The organism is Pseudorhodobacter ferrugineus DSM 5888 (assembly GCF_000420745.1).
Taxonomy (GTDB): Bacteria; Pseudomonadota; Alphaproteobacteria; order Rhodobacterales; family Rhodobacteraceae; genus Pseudorhodobacter; species Pseudorhodobacter ferrugineus.
In genome coordinates this window covers 129,007-151,451 of the sequence record NZ_ATVN01000009.1, presented here as the reverse complement: position 1 = coordinate 151,451, position 22,445 = coordinate 129,007, and the positions used below count along the sequence as shown (strand labels likewise).

The 22,445-nt window shown below is 57.4% G+C and carries 19 protein-coding genes and 1 tRNA gene; 3 read left to right on the top strand and 17 right to left on the bottom strand.

Features of this window, described 5'->3' with window-relative positions; genetic code table 11:
* Positions 1 to 214: helix-turn-helix domain-containing protein (locus G560_RS0110185; RefSeq protein ID WP_028913888.1), on the bottom strand; the 214-nt coding region annotated here is incomplete at its 3' end.
* 627 nt (positions 215 to 841) lie between these two features.
* On the opposite strand from G560_RS0110185, the gene G560_RS0110180 reads away from it, so the two are divergent.
* Positions 842 to 1,240, top strand: coding sequence for a LexA family transcriptional regulator (locus tag G560_RS0110180; RefSeq protein ID WP_022704208.1), 399 nt, complete (start codon positions 842 to 844; stop codon positions 1,238 to 1,240).
* Positions 1,241 to 1,577: 337 nt separating this feature from the next.
* On the opposite strand, the gene G560_RS19010 is transcribed toward G560_RS0110180, so the two are convergent.
* The 10 genes from G560_RS19010 to G560_RS0110125 all read right to left on the bottom strand — a co-directional run bounded on the left by G560_RS19010 (position 1,578) and on the right by G560_RS0110125 (position 12,287).
* Positions 1,578 to 1,811 (bottom strand): helix-turn-helix transcriptional regulator, encoded by a 234-nt coding sequence (locus G560_RS19010; RefSeq protein ID WP_231575875.1) that lies wholly within the window; start codon positions 1,809 to 1,811, stop codon positions 1,578 to 1,580.
* Between the two features lie 250 nt (positions 1,812 to 2,061).
* A tRNA-Ser gene (locus tag G560_RS0110165) sits at positions 2,062 to 2,151 on the bottom strand.
* Between the two features lie 79 nt (positions 2,152 to 2,230).
* The gene (locus G560_RS0110160) at positions 2,231 to 2,950 is read right to left on the bottom strand and encodes an alanyl-tRNA editing protein (protein WP_022704205.1); all 720 of its coding nucleotides are present in this window, start codon (positions 2,948 to 2,950) and stop codon (positions 2,231 to 2,233) included.
* Positions 2,947 to 5,436 (bottom strand): DUF3772 domain-containing protein, encoded by a 2,490-nt coding sequence (locus G560_RS19005; RefSeq protein ID WP_162140858.1) that lies wholly within the window; start codon positions 5,434 to 5,436, stop codon positions 2,947 to 2,949. Before G560_RS19005 ends, G560_RS0110160 begins: the two co-directional genes overlap by 4 nt.
* 5 nt (positions 5,437 to 5,441) lie before the next feature.
* Positions 5,442 to 6,473, bottom strand: a complete 1,032-nt coding sequence (locus tag G560_RS0110150; protein WP_028913960.1) for a cysteine synthase A — start codon at positions 6,471 to 6,473, stop codon at positions 5,442 to 5,444.
* A 132-nt stretch (positions 6,474 to 6,605) separates the two neighbouring features.
* Positions 6,606 to 7,721, bottom strand: coding sequence for a gamma-glutamylcyclotransferase (locus tag G560_RS0110145; RefSeq protein WP_022704202.1), 1,116 nt, complete (start codon positions 7,719 to 7,721; stop codon positions 6,606 to 6,608).
* A gap of 4 nt (positions 7,722 to 7,725) precedes the next feature.
* Entirely contained in the window at positions 7,726 to 8,175 is a 450-nt protein-coding gene (locus tag G560_RS0110140; protein WP_022704201.1) for a TrgA family protein, read from the bottom strand.
* 30 nt (positions 8,176 to 8,205) lie between these two features.
* Positions 8,206 to 9,417, bottom strand: coding sequence for an SAM-dependent methyltransferase (locus G560_RS0110135; protein WP_028913958.1), 1,212 nt, complete (start codon positions 9,415 to 9,417; stop codon positions 8,206 to 8,208).
* Positions 9,418 to 9,462: 45 nt separating this feature from the next.
* Positions 9,463 to 10,890, bottom strand: coding sequence for a cryptochrome/photolyase family protein (locus G560_RS0110130; RefSeq protein WP_022704199.1), 1,428 nt, complete (start codon positions 10,888 to 10,890; stop codon positions 9,463 to 9,465).
* Positions 10,891 to 11,054: 164 nt separating this feature from the next.
* Positions 11,055 to 12,287, bottom strand: a complete 1,233-nt coding sequence (locus G560_RS0110125; protein ID WP_028913957.1) for an aminotransferase class V-fold PLP-dependent enzyme — start codon at positions 12,285 to 12,287, stop codon at positions 11,055 to 11,057.
* 227 nt (positions 12,288 to 12,514) lie between these two features.
* Between G560_RS0110125 and G560_RS0110115 the strand changes: the two genes are divergently transcribed.
* Entirely contained in the window at positions 12,515 to 13,570 is a 1,056-nt protein-coding gene (locus G560_RS0110115; protein ID WP_022704196.1) for an extracellular solute-binding protein, read from the top strand.
* Between the two features lie 313 nt (positions 13,571 to 13,883).
* The gene (locus G560_RS0110105; RefSeq protein ID WP_022704194.1) at positions 13,884 to 14,312 is read left to right on the top strand and encodes an RrF2 family transcriptional regulator; all 429 of its coding nucleotides are present in this window, start codon (positions 13,884 to 13,886) and stop codon (positions 14,310 to 14,312) included.
* Positions 14,313 to 14,334: 22 nt separating this feature from the next.
* On the opposite strand, the gene G560_RS0110100 is transcribed toward G560_RS0110105, so the two are convergent.
* The 6 genes from G560_RS0110100 to G560_RS19000 all read right to left on the bottom strand — a co-directional run bounded on the left by G560_RS0110100 (position 14,335) and on the right by G560_RS19000 (position 22,425).
* The gene (locus G560_RS0110100) at positions 14,335 to 15,339 is read right to left on the bottom strand and encodes an ABC transporter ATP-binding protein (RefSeq protein ID WP_022704193.1); all 1,005 of its coding nucleotides are present in this window, start codon (positions 15,337 to 15,339) and stop codon (positions 14,335 to 14,337) included.
* A complete protein-coding gene (locus G560_RS0110095; RefSeq protein ID WP_022704192.1) occupies positions 15,336 to 16,334 on the bottom strand; it encodes an ABC transporter ATP-binding protein in 999 nt (332 codons plus the stop codon). The genes G560_RS0110100 and G560_RS0110095 overlap by 4 nt, the downstream gene beginning before the upstream one ends.
* Positions 16,331 to 17,518, bottom strand: a complete 1,188-nt coding sequence (locus G560_RS0110090; RefSeq protein ID WP_022704191.1) for an ABC transporter permease — start codon at positions 17,516 to 17,518, stop codon at positions 16,331 to 16,333. The genes G560_RS0110095 and G560_RS0110090 overlap by 4 nt, the downstream gene beginning before the upstream one ends.
* A 3-nt stretch (positions 17,519 to 17,521) precedes the next feature.
* Positions 17,522 to 18,520, bottom strand: a complete 999-nt coding sequence (locus G560_RS0110085) for an ABC transporter permease (protein WP_022704190.1) — start codon at positions 18,518 to 18,520, stop codon at positions 17,522 to 17,524.
* Positions 18,521 to 18,605: 85 nt separating this feature from the next.
* Entirely contained in the window at positions 18,606 to 20,645 is a 2,040-nt protein-coding gene (locus G560_RS0110080) for an ABC transporter substrate-binding protein (RefSeq protein WP_022704189.1), read from the bottom strand.
* A gap of 247 nt (positions 20,646 to 20,892) precedes the next feature.
* Positions 20,893 to 22,425: a sulfatase-like hydrolase/transferase gene (locus G560_RS19000; protein ID WP_022704188.1), complete on the bottom strand. Its 1,533-nt coding sequence runs from the start codon at positions 22,423 to 22,425 to the stop codon at positions 20,893 to 20,895.
* Positions 22,426 to 22,445 lie beyond the last annotated feature (20 nt).

Sequence of the window (22,445 nt, the reverse complement as noted above, 5' to 3'; positions counted from 1 at the left end):
ATTTGCGCTGATCCGAAACAAGCCATGCTGTCAGCTGAGTGACATACGGATCCAGCTTGCTCGGACGATCCGGCGTCTGAAACGCTGGCTCAACAATCCCCTCCCGCAAATACTTCTTGATCGTGTTGCGCGAGATGCCCGTGCGCCGCGCGATCTCGCGAATGGGCATCTTCTCTCGCAGCGCCCATCCCCGGATAACTTTTAAAAAACTCATGTCTATCACTCCAAGTGCCCCCAGCTGATTCAAGCTGAGGCAAGGTTGCACATGGGTCAGTTCTCAGTGACAATTTTTGCTGTTGCCGGGTCAGTTCTCAGTGACAATCAACACTCATGGTTTGTAGAGTCATTTCATGCCAGAGCCGTTCGCACTCAGAAGAAGCCTCATGTCAGGCAAACAACGCTATCATGTCCTTGGTTATGCCGACTGACCTTCCGCCAGAACCGTCCCTGCGGCCAATGACAGAGCTTGAGTTAAGGTAAGTGCTTTCATCGGTTTGTCCTCCAAATGCATCTGGGTCCCCAGCTCAAGCCTAGCACCCTAATGGCACCCCGTCTTCGAAAAGCTGCCGTCTCGAGGTCGGCCAGTGCTAGCCCCTCAGCGCGCCATCAGCGCGGGCAAACCAATAAGCTGTTCACCAGCCGCAATTCTTCACTTGCGAGCTCAGCTCGATGTGGAGGAATGTCCCCCAAATACACCTGCGGCGCCCCGAGCCATCCCCATCAGATACAGCTCCCCTTCTAGGACTTCGTGTTTATTTTAAGATCCCTATTCTTCCTGCGAAACAGCCGTCACTTTTCTACCTATATAGTTGATATCAAGCAACAAATGAGAGCGATATCAATGACACACCCACACAAAGACACCGCGGCCACTAAGTTCATCAACGCACGCATCAACGAAATCAGCCATCGCAAATCCCAGCAAGAGATGGCCCGAGAAGCGGGCTTCAAGAATTCAAACATGATCACTCTGTTGAAGCTAGGGTCTACCAAGCTGGCTTTAGATCGCGTTCCCGGAATGGCAAAGGCGCTGGAGGTTGATCCTGCCCTTCTGATGCGCGTCACACTGGAACAATCCGTTGGCACCACCGCAGCGGCGGCACTGATTGAATGTTTCGGTTCACCCGTCACAGAAAACGAACAGGGCTGGCTCGACGAGTTGCGCGATGCTTCCGACAATAGCGACCCGAGGCTGGCCGGACGGGCTCGGACAGCACTGCGGGGGATTTTTGGCAAATGAGCGACACCCCCTTCACCACACCCCGCCACATGGTCCCTAATTGGGAGAACCTGACTGCAAACGAGAGAGGCTGGATCGAGTTCATCCGGATCATCTCAGGCGGGCGCGATCCACGCATCACAACGGAACGCGTCCGAGCGCTCAGGGAGTTGCTGGACACCGTGGTTTCATCTGACCAAAGGTAGAAGAACCAACGGCTGGTCCCTGAGGAACTGGGGGTATGGAAGTGCAGCCATTCCCCCTCGGGGGCGGCTGCACATGAAAGACGCGTCATTGAATTGGCGCAACGGTCCAGAGCGCCGACCCGAAGCTTGGGAAACCAAATAGGTTCAGGCAGTCACGCCGCAATGCCAAAATAGTCGAGCCTTTCGACAAAGCACGTTTCTAGCGCCGCATCATGGTCTTCAATATCTGCCAGCCTCCATCTCGTGCAGCCTTCGCTCAGCTTAAATGGTCGCGGAAATTTGCCCTCTCGTTTCCACCGCCAAATAGTGGCATCAGCCACTCCGTAGCGTGCTGCAACTTGTTGGACAGAAAGATAAAAGGTTTCGGAATTTACGATCTGGTTCAAAAGATATCCTTTCATTGTGGCTGCCGTAGGGAACGGGCGCTCTTGATGGATATCTATAGGCAAAAAGTGGCGGAATGTTTCCTGTGGACACAGATTTATTTTCGTCCGAGAGTCGATATGACGAAGTGCCGGGTCATTGAGCACCTCTTGGACCACAGCAAATGACCGTTTTTGGTTTGGTGGGTCTGATGGTGGGCGCGAATATCAAAGCTAAAATAGTTCAATAAATTCAACAAGATATAATAATTTATGGCGGAGCGAGAGGGATTCGAACCCTCGAGACGGTTCCCCGCCTACACACTTTCCAGGCGTGCGCCTTCGACCACTCGGCCACCGCTCCGTTATGGGGTCTTTAGCCTGCAAACGCAGGCAGTGACAAGGGGGCATTCACAAAATCAATCAATTGCGCGCCGATTGCGTCAATCGACCAGGCTCAGGCTTACCCGGCGGTTCTGGCGCCCCTTGTTTTCGACCTTGCCCAGCGCGATCCGGCCAATTTCAGCAGTGCGCGATACATGCGTGCCGCCGCAAGGTTGCAGGTCAATCTGTCCCGACCCCGTACCAATCCGCACCAACCGAACACGCCCCTGCCCTGTGGGCGGCATCACTGACATGGTTTTAACCAAACCCGGGTTGGCCAACAGCTCTTCATCCGTGATCCAGCTTTCGGTCACGGCCAAATCCCGATCAATCAAACGGTTCAGCGCATCCTCGATAGCCTGCATATCGCTCGGCACCTCTGGCATCAGAAAGTCGAGCCTGCCTTTGTCCGCCCCGATTTGCCCACCTGTGACCGGCAAAGGAATAACCACCGACAACAAATGTAGCGCAGTGTGAACCCGCATGTGCCGATGGCGCCGCTTCCAGTCCAGAACCTGCCGCACCATCGTGCCGACCGCGGGCATCAACAGCGGCTCTGCCGCAACCAAACCGATTTGGTCCGAACCAATCTTAACTGCCGTTGCTATTGGCAGCTTCTTGTCTTCCCACAGAAGATGCCCGCTGTCGCCTGGTTGCCCCCCACCCGTGGGGTAAAACACGGTCCGGTCCAGGATGATAGCACCTTCGGCAGAATGCCCGACCACCACGGCTTCGGCCTCGGCTTGATAGGGATCATCGCGAAACAAAAGCGCAGTCATTCAACATCCTTTCGGCGGGATTTCCGCTTTGCCCCAGCGGGTTCGACCGGCTCTGCCAAGGCGACAGGCTCGTCCGGTTGGCGCAATGCCGCTTGGGATGCAGTCCCTTGGGCCATCTGCGTCAACACTTCGGGATTGCGCAACCAAATATCGCGCTGACCAAAAGGAATCTCGATCCCTTCCTCGGCAAAACGCCGCGCGATCTCGTGGTTAATTTCGGACCGTGCCATGACCGAGAAATTCACATCGCGCAAAACCACGCGGATTTCAAAATCCAAACTATCGGCCCCGAAATTCGCTAAAACCACAGCAGGCGGCGGGTTCAGCACAGCAAGCGGTTGCGCCTCGGCGATCTCTTGCAAAATCTTCTCGACCTTGCGGGTATTGGTGCCATAGGCCACGCCCACCTTTACAATCAAACGCCCCGACAGGTTAAACCGCGTCCAGTTTGTTACCATCCCAGACACAAAGTCCGAATTTGGTACGATCACATCGGTCCGGTCAAAGGTTTGAATGCGGGTCGATCGCACCGAAATGGCACTTACCGTGCCCATCACGCCGTTCACCTCTATCCAGTCACCTTCGGAAATAGGCCGTTCAATCAACAAGATAATGCCCGCAACAAAGTTTGACACAATGTTTTGCAAGCCAAAACCTATGCCAACCGACAAGGCCCCTGCCACAATCGCAAGGCCCGACAGGTCAATCCCTGCCGCCGTCACCCCGATCAGCGCCGCAAGGAAGATCCCCACATAGCCTACACCCGCAACAATCGCGTTTTGCCCGCCTTGGTCAAGATTGGTTTTAGGCAGGATCGTGGTTTTCAGCGCCCCTTGCAGCAACCGCGTGATAAGGAACCAAAAGCCAAACACCACGGCCAACAGAATGTAATCCGACGGCGAAATACGCGTCTGGCCAATCTGAAACCCGTCTCGCAGTTTTGTGAACAGCTCGGTCAAATCCGCGACCCGCGCGCCCCAGATCAGGGCAAAAAACGGCGTAGACGCAAAGGTCAGGAAAAACCCGATCAAGACCGGAACCAACGCATCGCGCCCGCGTTCATCATTCCGAATAATCACGGAATAAACGGCCCCAACAAGGTTCTGCAACGTGAACAAAAGACCCAACAGCCCCAACGACGCAACCATCGGGAACACCATCCCCTGCCCCGCGCGAATATAGCCAATCGCCGCAAGCAACGGCCCCAGCAACGCGACCGCGATCGTCGCACGCGCGATCAGCCCGACCAGCCGCTGTGAAAACAATTGCGGGGCGTTCTCGCCCCCTTCCGCCAGACCGCCCAGACCTTCGCGCGAATTGCGCAACAGCAACTTGCCCAAACGGTATAAAAGGACCGCAGCAATCACTAACGTCGGAAAGGACAAGACCGAAATCGACGCTTCGCTCAATTGGCTTTCCGGCAAAAGTGCTTCGCGCATCACCTCAACGCCAAGGGTCAAGCCAAGCGCCTCGGTCAAAAACCGCCCCTTGGCCCGCGCCCCTGTGCTCATCGGCAAATGGGTTGGCGCATGGGCTGCACGCGGAAAGCTGCAAGATCCGATCCAACGCGCGGTGAACACAATGACACCAAAAGCCACGAGTTCGGTTGCAACATCTTCACCCAACTGGCCAAGCAGGCCAGACATCACCGCAGCGGTTGAAAATGCAAGCATGCCAAGCGTCGGCACAATGACCTGCCCCAAGGATGCGATAAAGGCCCAAATCTCGCGCGTATTGCTGGCACCACTCTCCATCAGCCGCACGGCAAAGCCTTCGATCATCGCCCGCCCGCGTAAAATGGTCAGGGCAGAAAACAGCAAAAGCGCGATGATGGCAGGCAACAAGTCAAACGCTGCGTCACGCTTGGCGGCATTTGCCAAGCTCGCCTGCACCTCTTCGGTCAAAAGGCGGGTCGATGCCGCCACCGCCGAAGCCGCTTGGGCCCAATTCGCAGGGTTCAACGGCGACGGCCACAGCTGCAACAATTCATCTGCCTGGCGTTCGCGCAACACAGCGTCAATTTCGCGGATCAACCCGTCTGCACGGCTATACGCCTCGACAGCCGAAAGTGACGGGGCCTGAAGCACCGACAGCTGTTTGGCCAAATCCGCCCGACGGTCTGCAATGTCTTTTGGTTCGACCTCCCCATCCGCAGGTGCTGGGCCCAAGGCCTCTATCTGGGCCCGAATAGTTGCCAATCGGGACGAGTTTGTCCCTTGTGCGGCCAATAATCGCTCGCGCCATACGGCAATATCCCTACGCAATGCCTCCAGACCATCAGCAGTTGACGCGGGATTGGCAATCTGCGTGTCAACGGACGTCGCAAATTCCTCCCAGGCCTCATAATCGGGCGGGGCCACAACGGTGGTCCCCTCACCGGATGCCGTACCATTGGTTTGCGCGAGGGTCGCTCCGGCCCCAAAGACGCAAAGCGCAATCGCAACCGTCAACAGGCGCAAAAAGGCGGCGAGCCCAAGGTGACGCACTTCCCTCATGCCTCAAACACGGCAGGGATGTCGCGCCCCGCGCGGTCAAGCCAGTCCGGCGCTGGCAAGCCTTTGGAATGCAGAAACTCCGGGTTGAACAGCTTGGACTGATAGCGCGTGCCGTAATCACACAAGATGGTCACAATGGTGCGGCCTGGCCCCATATCGCGCGCCATGCGCATGGCCCCTGCGATGTTAACCCCTGACGATCCGCCAAGGCAAAGCCCTTCCTCGGCCAACAGGTCAAACACAATCGGCAGAGCCTCGACATCCGGAATGCGGTAGCTGTAATCAGGCTTTAACCCTTCCAGATTGGCCGTGATCCGCCCCTGCCCGATCCCTTCGGTGATTGACGATCCCGGGCTGTCCATCTGGCCCGTGGTATAAAACGAATGCAGCGCCGCGCCTTCGGGATCTGCCAAACCGATCTTGACGCCCTTGGGCTGCAAGGCCAGCGCCATGCCCGCCAGCGTACCTCCAGACCCAACGGCGCAAATGAACCCGTCCACCTTGCCGCCGGTTTGTTCCCACACTTCTGGTCCCGTGGTTTCCACATGCGCCTGCCGGTTGGCGGTGTTGTCAAACTGATTGGCCCAAATCGCGCCGTTAGGTTCGGTTTGTGCGAGTTTTGCCGCCAAACGCCCCGAATACCGCACATAATTGTTCGGATTCTTATAGGGCGCGGCTGGCACCTGTACCAATTCGGCCCCCGCAAGCCGCAGCATATCCTTCTTTTCCTGACTTTGGGTTTCGGGAATAACGATCACCGTGCGAAACCCCATCGACGCGCCAACCAGCGCAAGCCCGATGCCCGTATTGCCTGCTGTCCCTTCGACAATCGTGCCACCCGGCTTCAGCAAGCCACGCGCCACGGCATCGCGGATGATATACAGCGCGGCGCGGTCCTTGACCGACTGGCCGGGGTTCAAAAACTCGGCCTTGCCCAAAATCTCGCAGCCCGTCGCCTCGGACGCCTTTTTCAGCCGGATCAGGGGGGTCTTGCCAATTGCATCGGCCAAATCGCTGTAAATACGCATCCGAATATCCTTTGTCATTTGTCCTTGGTCTAAGGCTTGGCACGCCCAAACTCAAGCAGTCCGCAGCCAACCGACCCACACAATCGCGACCATCCGCTCACAATCTTGTGCCCATAACCTTAACCCGCAGCCTTAACCGGCAGCCTCGGCCCGCAGCCGCGCCCGTTCACGGTCCAGCCAATAATAGCTTAACAGCAAAGGCGCGGTCGTCGCCTCGCCCCGTGCCACCAATGCAGCGAAATCATCAAAGGACTGGATATGCCCCTTAATGTCCTCGGCCTCGCTCGCCTCACCGCCCAAGATCGCGGCGCTGTCGGGCAAATCGGCTAGGGCAATGTAAGAATAGATATGCTCGGTCTTGGCCCCGGGTGATGGATAATAGGCCGCAATCGGCAACAGCGCACCCAAGGTCAAACCGGCCTCCTCGACCGCTTCGCGCCGTGCGGCATCTTCGGGCCCTTCAAACGGGTCAATCCGCCCCGCAATCGGTTCCAACTGCCACGGCTGGCCGTCGCCGCGCGCAAAGGGGCCAACGCGAAATTGTTCCACAAACAGCACGCGGTCGCGCACGGGGTCATAAGGCAACACCGTCACCGCATCGGCCGACACAAAGGCGGCCCGCGTCACCTGCGGGCTGCGTGTTCCGTCAAACCGCTGAAACGACATAACATATTCTTCAACCGCAAAGAAATTGGCATAGGGTTGGCTGCGGGCAACCACGGTCACATCCCCTGCGTCAGTCTTGCGACGTGTCACGCTTGGCCCTGCCTCGGCCGCCCGCAAACGACTTGCGCCGCGCACCAGCATCGGCCCGCGCCGCGATGGCGCAATCGGCGCAGGATAAAGCGCCATCACATCCGCCGCGGTGGCCTCGATCACCGCGCCACAGCGCGCCGCCCAATCGGTCAGGCTCCAGTCCGCACCCGCTGTCCACAACCCCGGATTGGGCACATAAACCCGCGCCTTAACGGCAGCCCCCGCCACCATTACCAGCCGCGCTTGGGTTTCATAGCCGAACGGGCCTTCGTAATAATCCAGCCGCGCCACATCCTCGGGCGAAAGGTCGTTCAGCAAAAAGCCTTGCGCCTGCCCACCCGCCTGCCCCACGATCAAGGGAAAATCATGTCCCGCCGCCCAATACACAGAATGATCGGCAAGACTGGCCACCAAGGCACGCGGCGCGCGGCCCAAAACGGCATGCAACAGCGGCAAATGGCACAAGGTGCCATAGATAAACAACGGCATCATAGGCTTAATCCCACTGCTTCTTGACCCATTCAGTCAGTAGGCCACCCAAAACGCCGCCAGCGAACAAGTACACCAAGACCTCTGGCACGGGCGGGTAAACGATGCGCAAAAAATTCTCCATCGCCAAGGCAAACACATCAACAATAGCCTCTAACGGGCTGTCATAGCGCTGTCTGAACGCCTTGCGGATCATCAACACGACAGACGTCACCAACAACACCCAAGCGGTAAAGCTGATCGAGGTTTTAACGCCAGATCCTGCCGCCGCCTTATACCCCTTGCCCACCGCCCGCCCCATCACGCGCCAACCGCAAATCAGGCCAATCGCGGCGGCGATAAGATCAAACTGTCCAAATTGCGTCCCTTCCGGCATTGCCACGTGAAAGGCCACCGCCGTGAAATACGCGAGCGCGCCAAAAAACACACCCGCCACCAGTTTAGACATCGTCGGCATAGGCACCCTGCTCGGTTGGCCCGCTTGGCCCTAATGCGGGCGCGTCACGGTGATCTGCGTTACATCGCAGTTTCCGCCCTGAAATGCCCCCGCGCAAGAGGTAAGATAGTAATTCCACATCCGCCGGAACCGATCATCAAACCCAAGATGCGCCACCTCGGGCCAGCGCGCGTTGAACACCTCATGCCAGCGGCGCAACGTATCGCTATAGCTTTTGCCAAACTCGACCGAGCCTTTGATGTTCAAACCTGCCTTGCTCACCTCGGCCCGCAGCACGCTGGGGCTGGGCAGCATCCCACCTGGAAAGATATGTTTCTGAATGAAATCAACGCCTTTGCGGTAAACTTCAAAGCGTTTCTCCTGCAAGGTAATAATCTGCAAGGTCGCGTGCCGCCCGGGTTTCAACCGTTCGCGCAAGCTGTTGAAATAGACGGGCCAGTATTTTTCGCCCACCGCTTCAAACATCTCGATGCTGGCTACCCCGTCATAAAGCCCCGTCTCGTCGCGGTAATCCTGTAGCTTTATCGTCACACGGTCCGACAGGCCCGCGCGTTCCATCCGTGCCACGGCATAATCATATTGCGCTTGGGAAATGGTCAATCCTGTCACCTGCAACCCGCGTACGCCCGCCGCATATTCGGCAAACCCGCCCCAACCGCAGCCAATTTCCAGCACATGATCGCCCGCAGCGACCCCCATCTGATCAACCATAGATGCGTATTTTTGCACCTGCGCTTCGCTCAGACTCTCGGCCCCTGTGGTGAACAGGGCCGATGAATAGGTCATCGTTTCATCCAGCCACAAACCGTAAAAATCATTCCCCAGATCATAATGATAGGCGATATTCTTACGCGATCCCCGCTTGGAATTGGGGCGCAGCACATGGCGCAGGCGTTCGTACATGCGCACCAATGCCATGCCGTAAAACCCGTCATAAATCTCGTCATTATCGGCATGCACAAGGTCCATGAACGCCTGCAAATCGGGGCTGGACCACCACCCCTCCAGATAGGCATCCGAAAACCCGATGTCGCCTTCACGGATCAGCCGCGCGAACAAATCCTTGTTATGGACTTCCAACACCGCATGGGGGCCATCCGCCGCGCCCTCGGCCCGAAACCGCCGCCCGTCATCCAGCACAAGGTCAAGCCGCCCGTGGCCCAGCCCTTGGGCCTGCGCAAACACCTGCGCGAAATAGCGCGGCAGGTTTTTTTGGCCGTCGGTTGTTGTCAGAAATTCCATCATTCACCCCAATTTTCACACGGTCGCCCCGCGTGTCTTGTCTAGTTACGTCTCTGCTGCGGCAGAGTTTCGCACCGAATAGGCCTCAAGCGCCCTTTTACGCCCTTCGGCCAGCTCAATCATCCGTTTCGGATAGGCCTTGCCGGCTGACAGCCCCCAAGCCTTTGGCACAGCGTCAAAATAACTTAACGCATCCCGTCCCGGCACACGGGCCAATTCGGCAATAAACCTGTGGCGATAGGCGGCTTTGGGGTCAAACTTTTCGGCCTGCGTTTCAGGGTTGAACACCCGGAAATACAGCGCCGCATCCGGCCCCGACCCTGCGGCCCATTGCCAGCCCATCGCATTGGCGGCGGGGTCCCAATCGGTCAGACAGTCAGCAAACCACTGTTGCCCCACCCGCCAATCCGTCAGCAAATGCTTGGTCAGGTACGATGCCGCAATCATCCGCGCGCGGTTGTGCATGGTGCCCGTCACATACATTTCGCGCATCGCCGCATCGACAAACGGCTCTCCGGTCATGCCCCTGCGCCAGCGTTCCGCATCGGCATTGTCGCCCCGCCAGTCAAACCCGTCCCACTCCTCACGCCAGTTGCGCGTGGTGATATGCGGAGTGTGGTGCAGCAAATGGTACGCAAATTCGCGCCACACCAGCTCTTTAAGGAAATGCTCGGCGCCTGCGCGCCCCTCAATCATCGCGCGCATCCCGCCATGCCACACCATACGCGGCCCAATCTCGCCATAGGTCAGGTTTTCCGACAGGCGTGATGTCGCCTCGACATAAGGCAAATCGCGGCGTTCCTTGTACCCGTCTACCGGCCCATTCAAAAAGGCAGTCAACCGCGCTTGCGCCACAGCCTCGCCCACACCCACATGGGCCGCCACAACAGACGCGCCGCGCCGCATGGCATGCCCCATCTGCCAATCTTCCAACGCATCACTGGCAGGCCAAACATCCGGTGCCCGCAACCGCGTGGGCGCAGGCATCGGGGCCGAGACATCGCGGTCCTTTACCGCCCGCCAAAACGGCGAATAGACCTTGTAATACCCGCCCTGCCCCGTCTCGACCGTCCAAGGCTCGAACAGCAAATGCCCCGCATGACTTACCGCCTCTACCCCCGCGCTGCGCAAACTGGCCTTCACACCCGTATCGCGCGCCTTGGCCTCGGCGTCATACAGCCGCGCCCAATGCACCGCCCCCGCCCCTGTATCGGCCACCAACCCTTGCAATACCGCCAAAGCATCGCCCCGCCGAAAGATCAGCCGCGACCCAATTCCTTCCAACGCCCGCGCAAATGCCGCGAGGCCAAGGCCCAGCCGCCATTTTGCCGCAGCACCTAACGCCTCGGTCTCGGCATCCAGAATGAAAACAGGAATGACTACCCGCCCAGATGCCGCCGCCTGCGCCAGCATCGGATTGTCAGACAGCCGCAAATCACGACGGACCCAAAGGATCAAAGGAGTATCAGCCATACGGGTCCAAACTTAAGTTATCCATAACCATTACGCCCCGCTCGACGGAATGGATCACTTGCGCCACATCATCTGTTCAAAATATCCCGCCAAGGTCGTTTGGGGGGAACGGATTTGCCCCAAGGCAAACCCTGTTGGGGGGGCTAGCAGCCCCCCTTTCGGCCTTATAAAACCGCGTCCAATGCGGTCATCAAGCGCCCAACCTCGGCCTCGGTCGTGTAATGCACAAAACTCAGGCGCAACACGCCACGGTCCAAATCGACCCCCATCGCCTGCAAGGGGCGCTGCGCATAAAAATCGCCGCCCCCCGCCATGATCCCATGTGCAGCCAAGGCGGCCGCCACAGGTTCCGCCGCGCGGTCCAGCGCCACAGCCACCGTCGGCGCACGCAGCGTGGCATCACGCGGGCCAATCAGGCGCAGATCATTGCGCGCCGCCAAATGGTCCAGCAAGGGTTGCAGCAACCGCACCTCATGCGCGCGCATCAAGTCATGCACCACATTATTGCGCGCAAGCGGCCCCTCCGTCCCGCCCGGCACATGATGGGCATAAAGCGCGTCGATATAATCTGCCATCCCCGCACAAGCCGCCACTTGCGCATGGTCCGGCCCCGCTGGCGTAAACCGTTTGTACAAAACCCCTGCGTTGAAATGGTGGCACTGTGCGGGCAAGGCCGCCCCCACCGCACGGCGAACAACCATAATCCCTTGATGCGGACCATAAGTTTTATAAGCCGAAAACAAATAGATATCCGCCCCAAGCGCGTTCATATCCGGAAAGCCGTGCGGCGCATAGCTGACCCCGTCCACGCAAGTATACGCCCCTGCCGCCCGCGCTATCGCACAAATCTCGGCCACAGGGTTCACCTCGGCCACCACGTTGGAACAATGCGGGAAACACACCATCCGCACCGCGCCGTCCGCCAGAAACGCGCGCAAATCCGCCAAGGCCAGATGCCCTGTCTGTGGGTCCACCTTCCACTCGCGCACCTCAATCCCATCCTCGGCCAACCTGCGCCACACGCCCGAATTGGCCTCATGGTCTTGGTTCGTCACCACAACCGCCCCGCCCTGATCGGTAATCATCCGCCGCAAGGCCTGCGCCAACACAAAGGTATTCGCACTGGTCGATGGACCAAACGACACCTCGTCACTGTCCACACCCATCATCGCCGCCAGCCGCGCGCGGGCCTCGTCCATCTCGGCCCCGCCCAATTCGGACGCGGCATAAGGCGCATAGGGCTGCACCTTGCGATGCGTGTAAAATCGCGTCAGCCGGTCAATCACCGCCCCGCAAGTATACGACCCGCCCGCATTTTCAAAAAACGCGTGCCCCGCCAACTCGGCACTTGAAAAAGCCGGAAACTGACTGCGCACAAATTCCACGTCCAACGCCATCACATTATCTCCCTGACCTTTCACCAGCAAAAGGCCCTTTGCGCCAATCTTAGCCAGCCTGCGCCGCCCCGCAACCCGTCATCACACGCGATATGACACGGAAAATCCTGCATTTCCCCTTGAGCGACCCGCCCCAACCGCCTAGCTTTACACTGTCAGCAGGGGCAAACCACCTATCGCCCCACGCTTTCCAAGAAATCGAGACGTTCAACTGATAGGGAACACCCATGAAACTCAAAAACAAACTGATGATCGGCGCGGCCTTTGCACTCGCCTTGCCCGCAGCAATCGCCCATGCCGCCGATCCCGAGCTGATCGTGTTCGACTGGGCAGGGTTCGAAGACCCGAATCTGCTCAAAACCTATATCGAAAAGCACGGCCAAATGCCGACCTATGCGCTCTACGGCGATGATGACGAAGCTTTTCAAAAGGTATCCTCCGGCTTTAAGGCCGACGTGGCACATCCTTGCTCGCAGATGGTCTCCAAATACCGCGATGCTGGCCTGATCGAACCTTGGGATACCTCGCGCATTACGAATTTCGGCGAAATCGCCCCGCGCTTCCTGAATTCGAAAATCTTCAGCGATGAAACCGGTGTTTGGTACATCCCCACCGATTACGCCTATACCGCCATCGCCTATAACACTACCGATGTCCCCGCCGAAGACATAGCCTCGCTCGACGTTTTTCTGAATCCGAAATATGCGGGCCGCATTTCCTTGCCCGACAATACCGATGACATCTGGTCACTGGCATTGCTTGCCACGGGTGTCAGCGACTGGACCAACCTCACCGAAGAACAGTTTCAAGCCGCCGCCACATGGCTGCGCAGCGCCCATGAAAATGTCGTCGCCTATTGGGCCGACCCGTCCGAACTGTCACAACTGATGGCAGGTGGTCAGGTGCAAGTGGCTTGGTCGTGGAACGATTCCATCGCCTTGATGCGCACCGAAGGCTTTCCCGTTGGCTTTCAACGTCAGGCCAAAGAAGGTGCCGCAACCTGGTTCTGCGGCTATGTAAACTTCAAGGATGCACCGGGGTCCGAAGACAAGGCCTATGATTTCATCAACGCCTGGCTTGATCACGGGTCGGCACGTGGCCTGCTTGACGGGTTTGGTTATGCCCATACCAATGATGTGGCCATGTCACAAATCCCGGCCGAGGATCTGGTCACAGCCGATGTCAGCCCGATTGATACCACCCTTCTGGCACAAACTCCGATCGACAGCGCCATGCGCGACCGGATGCTGGAAGAATTTGAAAAGATCAAAGCAGGCTTCTAAGGCCCGCCTCTCTGCCCTGTCCGGCGCAATCCGGGCAGGGCTTGCCGTCACCCGTACGGCCCCATCTTTGCCGCCATATCAGGCATAAAAAACCCAAAGCCCGCCAAGGATCACCACCAAATAGACAATCATATTGAACATCGACCGGATCAAACCGGCATCCGCAGTGGGATCCACCCCAAACCAAATGCATATCTTCGTTCCTGGCCACAACAGTGCATCTACAATTTTCATGTTCCACCCTATATTTCGCATTTAAGATACTTATTATATACACCTATTAAATGCGCATTACGAATGTTAATTATATCTCATGCAGCTGGATAAATTCACCGACTACGCCCTGCGCGTCCTTGTGACGTTGTGTGTCCGTGCGCCCGAACGGGTAGCCACGGCCGAAATTGCGCAGATTTATGGGTTGTCGACCAACCATCTTGCCAAGGTGGTGACGGAATTGGTCCGCACCGGCTTTGTAAAGTCAGAGCGCGGGCGCAGCGGTGGTTTGGTGCTGGCCCGCCCTGCCGAACAGATCAACATCGGCGCGGTGCTGCGCATGTTGAAACAAGACGATCCGGTTGTAGAATGTTTCTCATCCGGCGGAAGCTGTTTAATCTTGCCCGCCTGCGGCTTGCGCACCCCCTTGGCCGAGGCGCAAGAAGCGTTTTTTGCAAGCCTTGATCGCTATTCCCTTGTCGATGTCACACAATCACGCAAGCAGCTTTTGGCCCTGCTGACCCCGTGACGCGGCACTCCTGTAAAGCGGCCTAACCAGCCGGCATCGCTAACAGCTCTTTCCAACGGTGGCATGACACCGCATGCCCATCGCCGGGATCTTCCATCTTCGGCTCTTCAATACGGCAACGGTCAATCACCACAGGGCAGCGCGTGTGAAACTTGCATCCGGGCGGCTGGTTGGTCGGTGATGGAATCTCCCCGATCAGCCTTTGCCCACCCTTGCGGTCATCGGGGTCCAGTGACGGAATGGCCGAAAACAGCGCCTTAGTATAGGGGTGGCGCGGTGCCTTGAACAAGGTCCGCGTGGGCGCGGTTTCCACCAAACGCCCCAAATACATCACCGCCAAATGGTCGCAAGTATGCGCAACCACAGACAAATCATGGCTGATGAACAAAAACGTCAGCCCCATTTCGCGCTGAATTTCCTTTAGCAAATTCAATACATCGGCCTGAATCGATACATCCAACGCCGCCACAGATTCGTCGGCCACAATGAAATTCGGCCGCGATACCAACGCCCGCGCGATGGATATCCGCTGCCGCTGCCCCCCCGAAAACGCATGTGGAAACCGCCGCAAGTGTTCAAGGTTCAACCGGCATTTCGCCGCAATCTCACGCACCCGCGCATCCGTTTCCTCGCGGGTTTTGGTCAGCCCCATCACCTCTAACGGCTCGGCAATAATATCGCGCACCGTCATGCGCGGCGACAACGCTGCGTAAGGGTCTTGGAAAATCAACTGCGCGCGCGTGCGAAAATCTTTCAACTCGGGGCCGGTCAGCGTGCCAAGGTCATAGCTCACCTCGTCATCATTATAGGCCGCATGCCCGCCCGTAATCGGCACCGCCTTCAAAAATGCGCGGCCCAGTGTGGTTTTGCCGGACCCCGACTCCCCCACCAGCCCGAAAAACGACCCGCGCTTGATATCAAGGCTAACATTATCCACCGCCTTCAGGATGGTCTTGTTGAACAACCCCGACCCGATTTTGAACCCAACCGAAAGCCCGCGTGCCGAGATGATGGGTTTCTCACTCATACCTTGGCCCCTTCTGCATAAAGATGGCAGGCAACACTATGGCTCGCATCAACCTGCGCATCGACCGGCAATTTCGTCTTGCAAACGTCCCCGATAATTTGTGGGCAACGCGTGTGAAACACACAACCGGGCGGGCGTTCCAACGGTGACGGAATATCCCCCGCCACAGGCGTCAGCGGCGCATCCAGATCATCCAACTTGGGCAAGGCCGCCAACAGCCCTTGGGTGTAGGGGTGTTTGGCGTGGCGGATCACCTCACGTACCGGCCCTTGTTCGATAATTTTGCCCAGATACATCACAGAAACCTTATCGGCCGTCTGCGCAATCACCCCCAGATCATGCGTAATGAAAATGATGCCCATATGGAACTCGGCCACCAAGTCCTTCATCAAATCAATAACCTGCGCTTGAATGGTCACATCCAACGCGGTCGTCGGTTCATCCGCAATCAACAGGCTCGGCTTGGTCGACAGCGCCATCGCAATCATCGCGCGCTGCCGCATTCCGCCAGACAGCTCAAACGCATATTGATCAAACCGCTTGGCAGGGTCAGAAATCCCCACGCGGTCCAGCATCTCGATCGAGATTTCCTTGGCCCGCGCCTTGTTCATATCGCTGTGGATCAACAACTGCTCAACCATCTGGCTGCCGATGGTAATGGCAGGTGCGAAACTCGCCATAGGCTCTTGAAAAATCATCGAAATCGCACCACCCCGTGCGACTTTCAGCTCTTTGGCCGTACGCAGCTTCAACACATCCACCGTTCCCGCATCGGTGTGCAGCAGCACCTTACTTTCGGGCGTGTAAACCGCATTTTTCGCGTTCAGATGCATCAGCGCCTTGGCGGTCACCGACTTACCAGACCCAGACTCGCCGACCAGCCCCATCACCTCACCCCGGTTGATGGTAAAACTCACATCATCCACCGCCGTGATAAGGCCCTCATCGGTGCGAAATTTTAAGGTAAGGTTTTGAACGTCAATCAGCGCGGTCATTTCTTGCTATCCGAATAAGGGTCGGCCGCATCGCGCAAGCCGTCGCCTACGAAAACAAAGGCCAGAACAAGGGCGATAAAGAAAAACACAGGGATGAAATACCATTGATAATTCAGCAAAACATCGGCCTTGGACACGTTCTGCATCATCGCGCCCAAACTGTTCACGGGGTCTTTCAACCCCAACCCAATGAACGACAGCGCCGTTTCCGACCGCACCATATAAGGGAATGAAATCATCAGATCGACGATGATATAGCTGGTAAAACTCGGCAACAAATGCCGCCGGATGATATGGCTACTCGATGCCCCGCACAGCTCGGCGGCCAGCACATATTCCTGTGATCGCTCGGTCAGCAAATGGGTGCGTATACGCCGGGCCAAAGTGGGCCAACCAATCAGCCCAAGAATAATCGAGATAAAGAAAAACCGCGCCTCGGATGACCATTCGGGCGGCAAAAACGCGGCCATTGCCATGAACAACGGGATTTGCGGCACGGTTCGAATGGCGTCCGTAATCATCTGCAAAACACTATCCAGCCAGCCGCCGAAATACCCAGCCACCCCGCCAATCACCAAAGCGAGCACAAAGGAAATCATCACCCCCAAGGTGCCCACTGCCAGCGATGTCCAAATTGCATGAAGGGTCCGGCCAAAGATATCCTTGCCGCTGGCATCGGTGCCAAACAGATGTATCTTGCCGCCTTCCACCCCGAATAAATGAATGTTGGACCGGATCAGGGCCACATCAACTTGGTGTCCCATCACATTGAAATCCAAACCGAAAATTGTATAATCCCAATCGCGGGTGAAAAATGTCATGTACAACCGCTCGTCGCGGTTTTCCTTAACCACCCAACGGAAATTCGTGGCCATCGACCGTTCTCGTTCCGTCGCATAGATAAAGGGACGCAGCGAAAATCCGTTCTCATCCCACATCTTGGGCATCTGCGGCGCGCCGTTTTCATACTGGTCATTTCGCCCCGCAATCGTCGGGTCATAAGGCGACAGGAACGGCGCAAACAGCCCCATCAAAATCATGATAATCAGCGCCCAAGCCGCAATCATCGCCGTGCGGTTCGACCGGAACCGCGCCAGAATAAGCTGCCCCTGTGACGCGGTAAAATATGCCTCTTTGGCCTTTTGGTCGATATCGGGTGCGGTGGCGGTTTTGCGTTTGAACATGGTCTATCCCATCAGCCCGCGGCGCACGCGCGGATCAATCAGGGCCAGCAAAATGTCGGTGACAAAGTTCAGCGCGACAATACTGGCGGTCAACAGGAAAATAATCGCGCCAGCAAGCTGCTGGTCATTCGACCGCGCAAGGCTGTCAAACAGCAACGCCCCCGCTTCGGTCAGCGTCAGAATAAGTGCGACGATCGGCAATTCGTTGAAAATTCGGTTCAAATCGAAGCCTAACGAGTTAATGACAGGCCCCAGCGAATGTTTCGCCGGATAGCGCCACAACAGCCGCGCCCCCGACACGCCCCGCGCCGATGCGGCGGTGACATACAGCTTGCCAATCTCATCCAGCATCAAGGCCCGCACGGTTTGCAGCGCAAAGGCCGTGGCCGACCAACCCAGAATAAACACCGGCAACCACGCCCTGCTCAGAAAGTCTCCGAACTTGGCCCAAGACCAGGCCGCATCTCGATATTCCTTTGAAAACAAACCTGTAAGGCTGTCTCCGAAATAGACGGTAGAAATCAACATGATTATCAGCGCCAGCAAGAAATTCGGCAACGCCAACCCCAAATAGCTGACAAACCGCAATGAATTATTGGCAACCGCGTTGTTCGAACTGGATGACAAAATCCCGATCGGCACCGCAATCGCATAAGACAAGATCAGCGCCGCCAAGCAAATCCCCAAGGAAACCCAAAACTTATCGGCCAGCAATTGGTTAATATTCAGCCGCAAAATGCAGCTATCGCCAAATTCGCCATGCACCACCACATCGTAAACCCATGATCCCCAGCGCGTCATAAACGGTCGGTCCAGCCCCAGCCGCACCTTTTCCGCCTCGATATCCGCCAATGAAATCTGCGACCCAGAAGTGTTTTTGAACGCCAGATACCGTTCGGCGCAGGTGCCGGGCACCAGCTCCATCAGCGTAAACACAATAAGGGAAACGGTCAGCAAGGTGACGATGGCCAAAAAGGCACGTGTCAGCGCAAAACGAAGCATAAGCGGCGCATCCTAGCGAGAGGGGGAGAAATGGCAGGCGCGAACGCCTGCCACCGTGTCAAGATTAGGCTATAAGCCCTTAATCTTACTCCTCAAGATACCACTGCGCACCGCGATAGGGATAGGTGCGATAGTATTCATAAGACGCAGTCTTGAACTCGGGAAAGTTCTTCAGCTTGTTGCTGTGATACACAGGGTCCGGCGTCAGCGCGGTCCCGATAAACAGCACATTCTCGACCATGTTCTGAACCATCCGGTTCGCTATGGCCTTGAACTCATCCGTGCCATTCGGCGTCGATTGCAGCGTATTAATATCCGCCATCAACGTCTTCACATACTCCGGCGGCTCAACCCCGCTGGCGCCTTTGCTATCCACCCATTCGGCCCACAGCATACCCGAGCGATGCGCGAAATAGTTTTCAAACGGCGGCACCCACAGCTCGTTGTTGCCAAGGATAATGCCCAGCGGTTGGCCCTTTTCCCACAGGCCCACGTCCAACTGGTTCGACGATTGTGCCGACCGGTATTCATCCGGCGTCACCTCTTTGACCGTCGATTTGATGCCAACATTGGCCCAGTTTTGGCTAATCAATTCAACAACCTGCCCCGCAATACCCTGCGTGGCAAACTGCAAGTTGATCACCAAAGGCGCGCCATCCGGCAATTCGCGGAAACCGTCACCATCGACATCTTTCAGCCCCAATTCGTCCAACACCGCTTTGGTACCATCGGGGTTGAACTCCATCGCATATGTTTTCCACTTGGGGTCAATATACTCTGGCAGCGGCGAAAAGCCGGTGTATTGCTGCAACGCGCCCTGCCCGAAATAGGCAGTGCTGTTCAGCGCGTCACGGTCAATCGCCTCGGACATTGCCTTGCGGAACCGCACGTCGCCAAACACCGCGCGCTTGGCCTCATCCGCATGCGTCACGTTGAACGACACGGTTTGCATGGAAATCTTGGGCTTCAACTGGATCGTATAGTTGCCCTTTTCCTGATTTTCCAGCATCAGCGGCGCATCGGAAAGCTGCAAACTTTGCGACTTGTAATCCACCTCGCCATTGACCAGCTTCAGCAAACGCACCTCTTGGTCGTTGGCAAAAAGCTCGTCCAACTCATTGATATAGGGCAATTGCTGACCCGTCGTATCAATCATATGGAAATACGGGTTGGCCACGAAATGCCGCCCCTCGGTGGTTTCACGCACCACGATATGGCTTTCCAGCGTTGGCGCCGCATCGCCCGGCATCTTGGCCACCAGATCGGGTGAATTCAGCATTGGTGTTGCCGTGTCCATCCAATCCGAGTTGCCGTAATAGGCCCGGATCACCGCATAACCGTTTTCAAACCCCAAGGATTTCGCCAGCGTGTCGGCCTCTGGGTTCACATCGGGGTGGAACTGACCAAGGAAATGCTTGGGCTGGAAGGCCTGGGCAAAATGGGTCGCGAAATGCGCCAGCAGCCCCGGCTTTGGCGCAGGCAGGTTGAACACCACCGTCACGTCATCGGGTGTGTCCACCGTCATACGCTCACCACCAACGGTCACATAATCCTTTGGTTTTTCGTTGATATTCGGGTCAAGCGCCAGATTGTCATACCAAAACTTCACATCCGCCGATGTGAACGGCTGGCCATCCGACCACTTGTGGCCCGCGCGCAGCGTGAACGTCAGCTGCGTAAAATCATCATTCCATGCCCAGGATTTCGCCACGTTTGGCACGATCGTTTCCAGATCGTCGGAATAGCGCACAAGGTTCACGTGACGGATCGACATAAAGTCCGATGTCCCCGCCTCGGTCGCGTTCGACAGCGCGTCCAGCGTGCCACCGTATTTGCCGGTCGACGCATAAGGCACCACCACCAAAGGCTCGGATGGCAAACGGTCGGCCACGGCGGGCAGTGCAGGGTTGTTGCGGATCTGGCTGTTGAAATCAGCGACCGCAGGATTTTCCGACAGCGCCATCGTGCAACCGGCAGCGGTCTGGAAATCACCAAGCTCGTATTGGGCAGGAAACGCGCCGGGGGCAACGCCGCCCATATCGGCGACCGAAATTGCAGGGCAATTGGCATAGGCTGCGAACGGTAGAACAAGCAGCGCAGCGCTGCTGTATAATAGTCGTTTCATAGTCTCTCCTGTCGTTGGTTTGTGCGGAAGTTTCTTCCTTATGTAGGCCTAACCGCCCTTTGTAACAAAAAGGCTACGAAGCGGCGGCGTCTTGGTGTAGGTCCAGTGCCTCCTTCCGGTTAGCGCCAGATACATCCGGCCTGACCGCAAAAAATCGGGGCGCGCGCAAGCGACCCTTGGGTCAAGTATGGGCCTGCGATTAAATTTCCGTCAAGCGATCTGATTGGTAAAAAAATTGATCACCTGATCAATTTGCCTGTTTTGGCGCCGATACCGCCCCCGATTGCGTAATCATCACGCGCCGGAACCGCCCGCCGCCATGCCGCATCCGGTGATCCAGCAGCGCGCGGGTCATGGCCAGCAGCGCCGGTTGCGCCGCCGGATCGCCCGCAATATCGCGCGCCTCACCGCTTTGCAGGTGATCAAACAGCAACGGTGGCAACCCTGCATTGAAATGCACCAATGTGTACTGCGCCCCCCGCAAAATGCACAAACCCGCCTCTTCTACGCGCAGCCCCAGCGCGATTTGGGCCGTGGTCGGTGCAATGGGGCTACCGAAATCCAGTTCCGAATATGTAAAGTCGCGCCAATCCTTCGGCGTTTGCCCCGATAAAAACGGCGTCAGCGCCCGCCCGTCCATCAAATCCGGTGCCTCTTGGCCCAGCCAAGCCAGCACTGTCGGCGCAATATCAATGGATTCGGTCGGTGCATCGACCCGCCTGCCATGCGCCTGTGGCTGGCGCGGGTCGCGGATAATCAGCGGCGTGTGATAGGCCGCATCATAAAACGTCTGCTTGCCCCAGGCATGATGATCGCCCAGCATCTCGCCATGATCCGCCGTCACCACCAACAGCGTGTCATCATAAAGACCGCCCTCTTTCAGCGCCGCAATCACCCGCCCGATGTGATGATCCACCTCGGCCGCAAGCCCCAGATAGACCGCACGCAGGGTCGCCACGTTTTCAGGCGTGGGCTGCAAATCGGGGAATCCTTCGACGACAGATGAAATCGGGGTCTTTGCATGGCTGCTGGCAATAAACGGATGCCGCGCCGCCTCAGCCGCTGCGTCACCCACCGTGACAGGTACGGGAACACGCCCGCGGTCAATCATGCGGTTATAGGGGCTCGGCGCGACAAGCGGCGGGTGCGGGCGAATATAGGTCAGATGCGCAAACCACCCCGCTGGCCGCCCAAGCAGCCCGCGCAAAAACTGGTCGGTCAAAAACGCCGTATCGCTATCACAGGCCTTATACAGCGCGGGGGCATCCAGCGCCGCCCCATCGGGGCGAAAAATATCGGGATAGGGCGGCACGTCATAGCCCTTGGAAATCAGATCGGCGCGCCACGGCAGGCTCATTTCCAGCCGCATCTCGACCGCCTCATGAAATCCGGGCATCACCTCTTCATAGCTGGTCAGCGCAGGATCGCCGGGGGCAAACTGGCGCGGATCCTGCCCGCTATCGGTATAACCGTACAGCAACGGCAAATAGCCTGCCTTGCGCAGTTCGGTCGCGATATTGGGGGTGTCATGCGGCATGGGCGTCCCATTGCGCACCGCCCCGTGGTTCATCGCATATTGCCCCGTCAAAATGCTAGCACGCGACGGACCACAAGGGTTCACGACCGAATAATGCCGCGTAAAACTGACCGCATCGCGCATAAGCGCCCGCAGGTTCGGCATCGGCGTCACATCCGCCAGCGCCCCCCACAGGCAATCTGCCCGCAACTGGTCGATGACAATGAACAACACATTCGGCTTGGTCGGCGGTTTGGGCGGCATATCAGGGCCTTTCCTCTGGC

Excerpts from the sequence above, each read along its gene's own strand:
- G560_RS0110180 (WP_022704208.1), top strand. The coding sequence starts at position 842 with ATGACACACCCACACAAAGACACCGCGGCCACTAAGTTCATCAACGCA.
- G560_RS0110160 (WP_022704205.1), bottom strand. The coding sequence starts at position 2,950 with ATGACTGCGCTTTTGTTTCGCGATGATCCCTATCAAGCCGAGGCCGAA.
- G560_RS0110150 (WP_028913960.1), bottom strand. The coding sequence starts at position 6,473 with ATGCGTATTTACAGCGATTTGGCCGATGCAATTGGCAAGACCCCCCTG.
- G560_RS0110145 (WP_022704202.1), bottom strand. The coding sequence starts at position 7,721 with ATGATGCCGTTGTTTATCTATGGCACCTTGTGCCATTTGCCGCTGTTG.
- G560_RS0110140 (WP_022704201.1), bottom strand. The coding sequence starts at position 8,175 with ATGCCGACGATGTCTAAACTGGTGGCGGGTGTGTTTTTTGGCGCGCTC.
- G560_RS0110135 (WP_028913958.1), bottom strand. The coding sequence starts at position 9,417 with ATGGAATTTCTGACAACAACCGACGGCCAAAAAAACCTGCCGCGCTAT.
- G560_RS0110130 (WP_022704199.1), bottom strand. The coding sequence starts at position 10,890 with ATGGCTGATACTCCTTTGATCCTTTGGGTCCGTCGTGATTTGCGGCTG.
- G560_RS0110125 (WP_028913957.1), bottom strand. The coding sequence starts at position 12,287 with ATGGCGTTGGACGTGGAATTTGTGCGCAGTCAGTTTCCGGCTTTTTCA.
- G560_RS0110115 (WP_022704196.1), top strand. The coding sequence starts at position 12,515 with ATGAAACTCAAAAACAAACTGATGATCGGCGCGGCCTTTGCACTCGCC.
- G560_RS0110105 (WP_022704194.1), top strand. The coding sequence starts at position 13,884 with ATGCAGCTGGATAAATTCACCGACTACGCCCTGCGCGTCCTTGTGACG.
- G560_RS0110100 (WP_022704193.1), bottom strand. The coding sequence starts at position 15,339 with ATGAGTGAGAAACCCATCATCTCGGCACGCGGGCTTTCGGTTGGGTTC.
- G560_RS0110095 (WP_022704192.1), bottom strand. The coding sequence starts at position 16,334 with ATGACCGCGCTGATTGACGTTCAAAACCTTACCTTAAAATTTCGCACC.
- G560_RS0110090 (WP_022704191.1), bottom strand. The coding sequence starts at position 17,518 with ATGTTCAAACGCAAAACCGCCACCGCACCCGATATCGACCAAAAGGCC.
- G560_RS0110085 (WP_022704190.1), bottom strand. The coding sequence starts at position 18,520 with ATGCTTCGTTTTGCGCTGACACGTGCCTTTTTGGCCATCGTCACCTTG.
- G560_RS0110080 (WP_022704189.1), bottom strand. The coding sequence starts at position 20,645 with ATGAAACGACTATTATACAGCAGCGCTGCGCTGCTTGTTCTACCGTTC.
- G560_RS19000 (WP_022704188.1), bottom strand. The coding sequence starts at position 22,425 with ATGCCGCCCAAACCGCCGACCAAGCCGAATGTGTTGTTCATTGTCATC.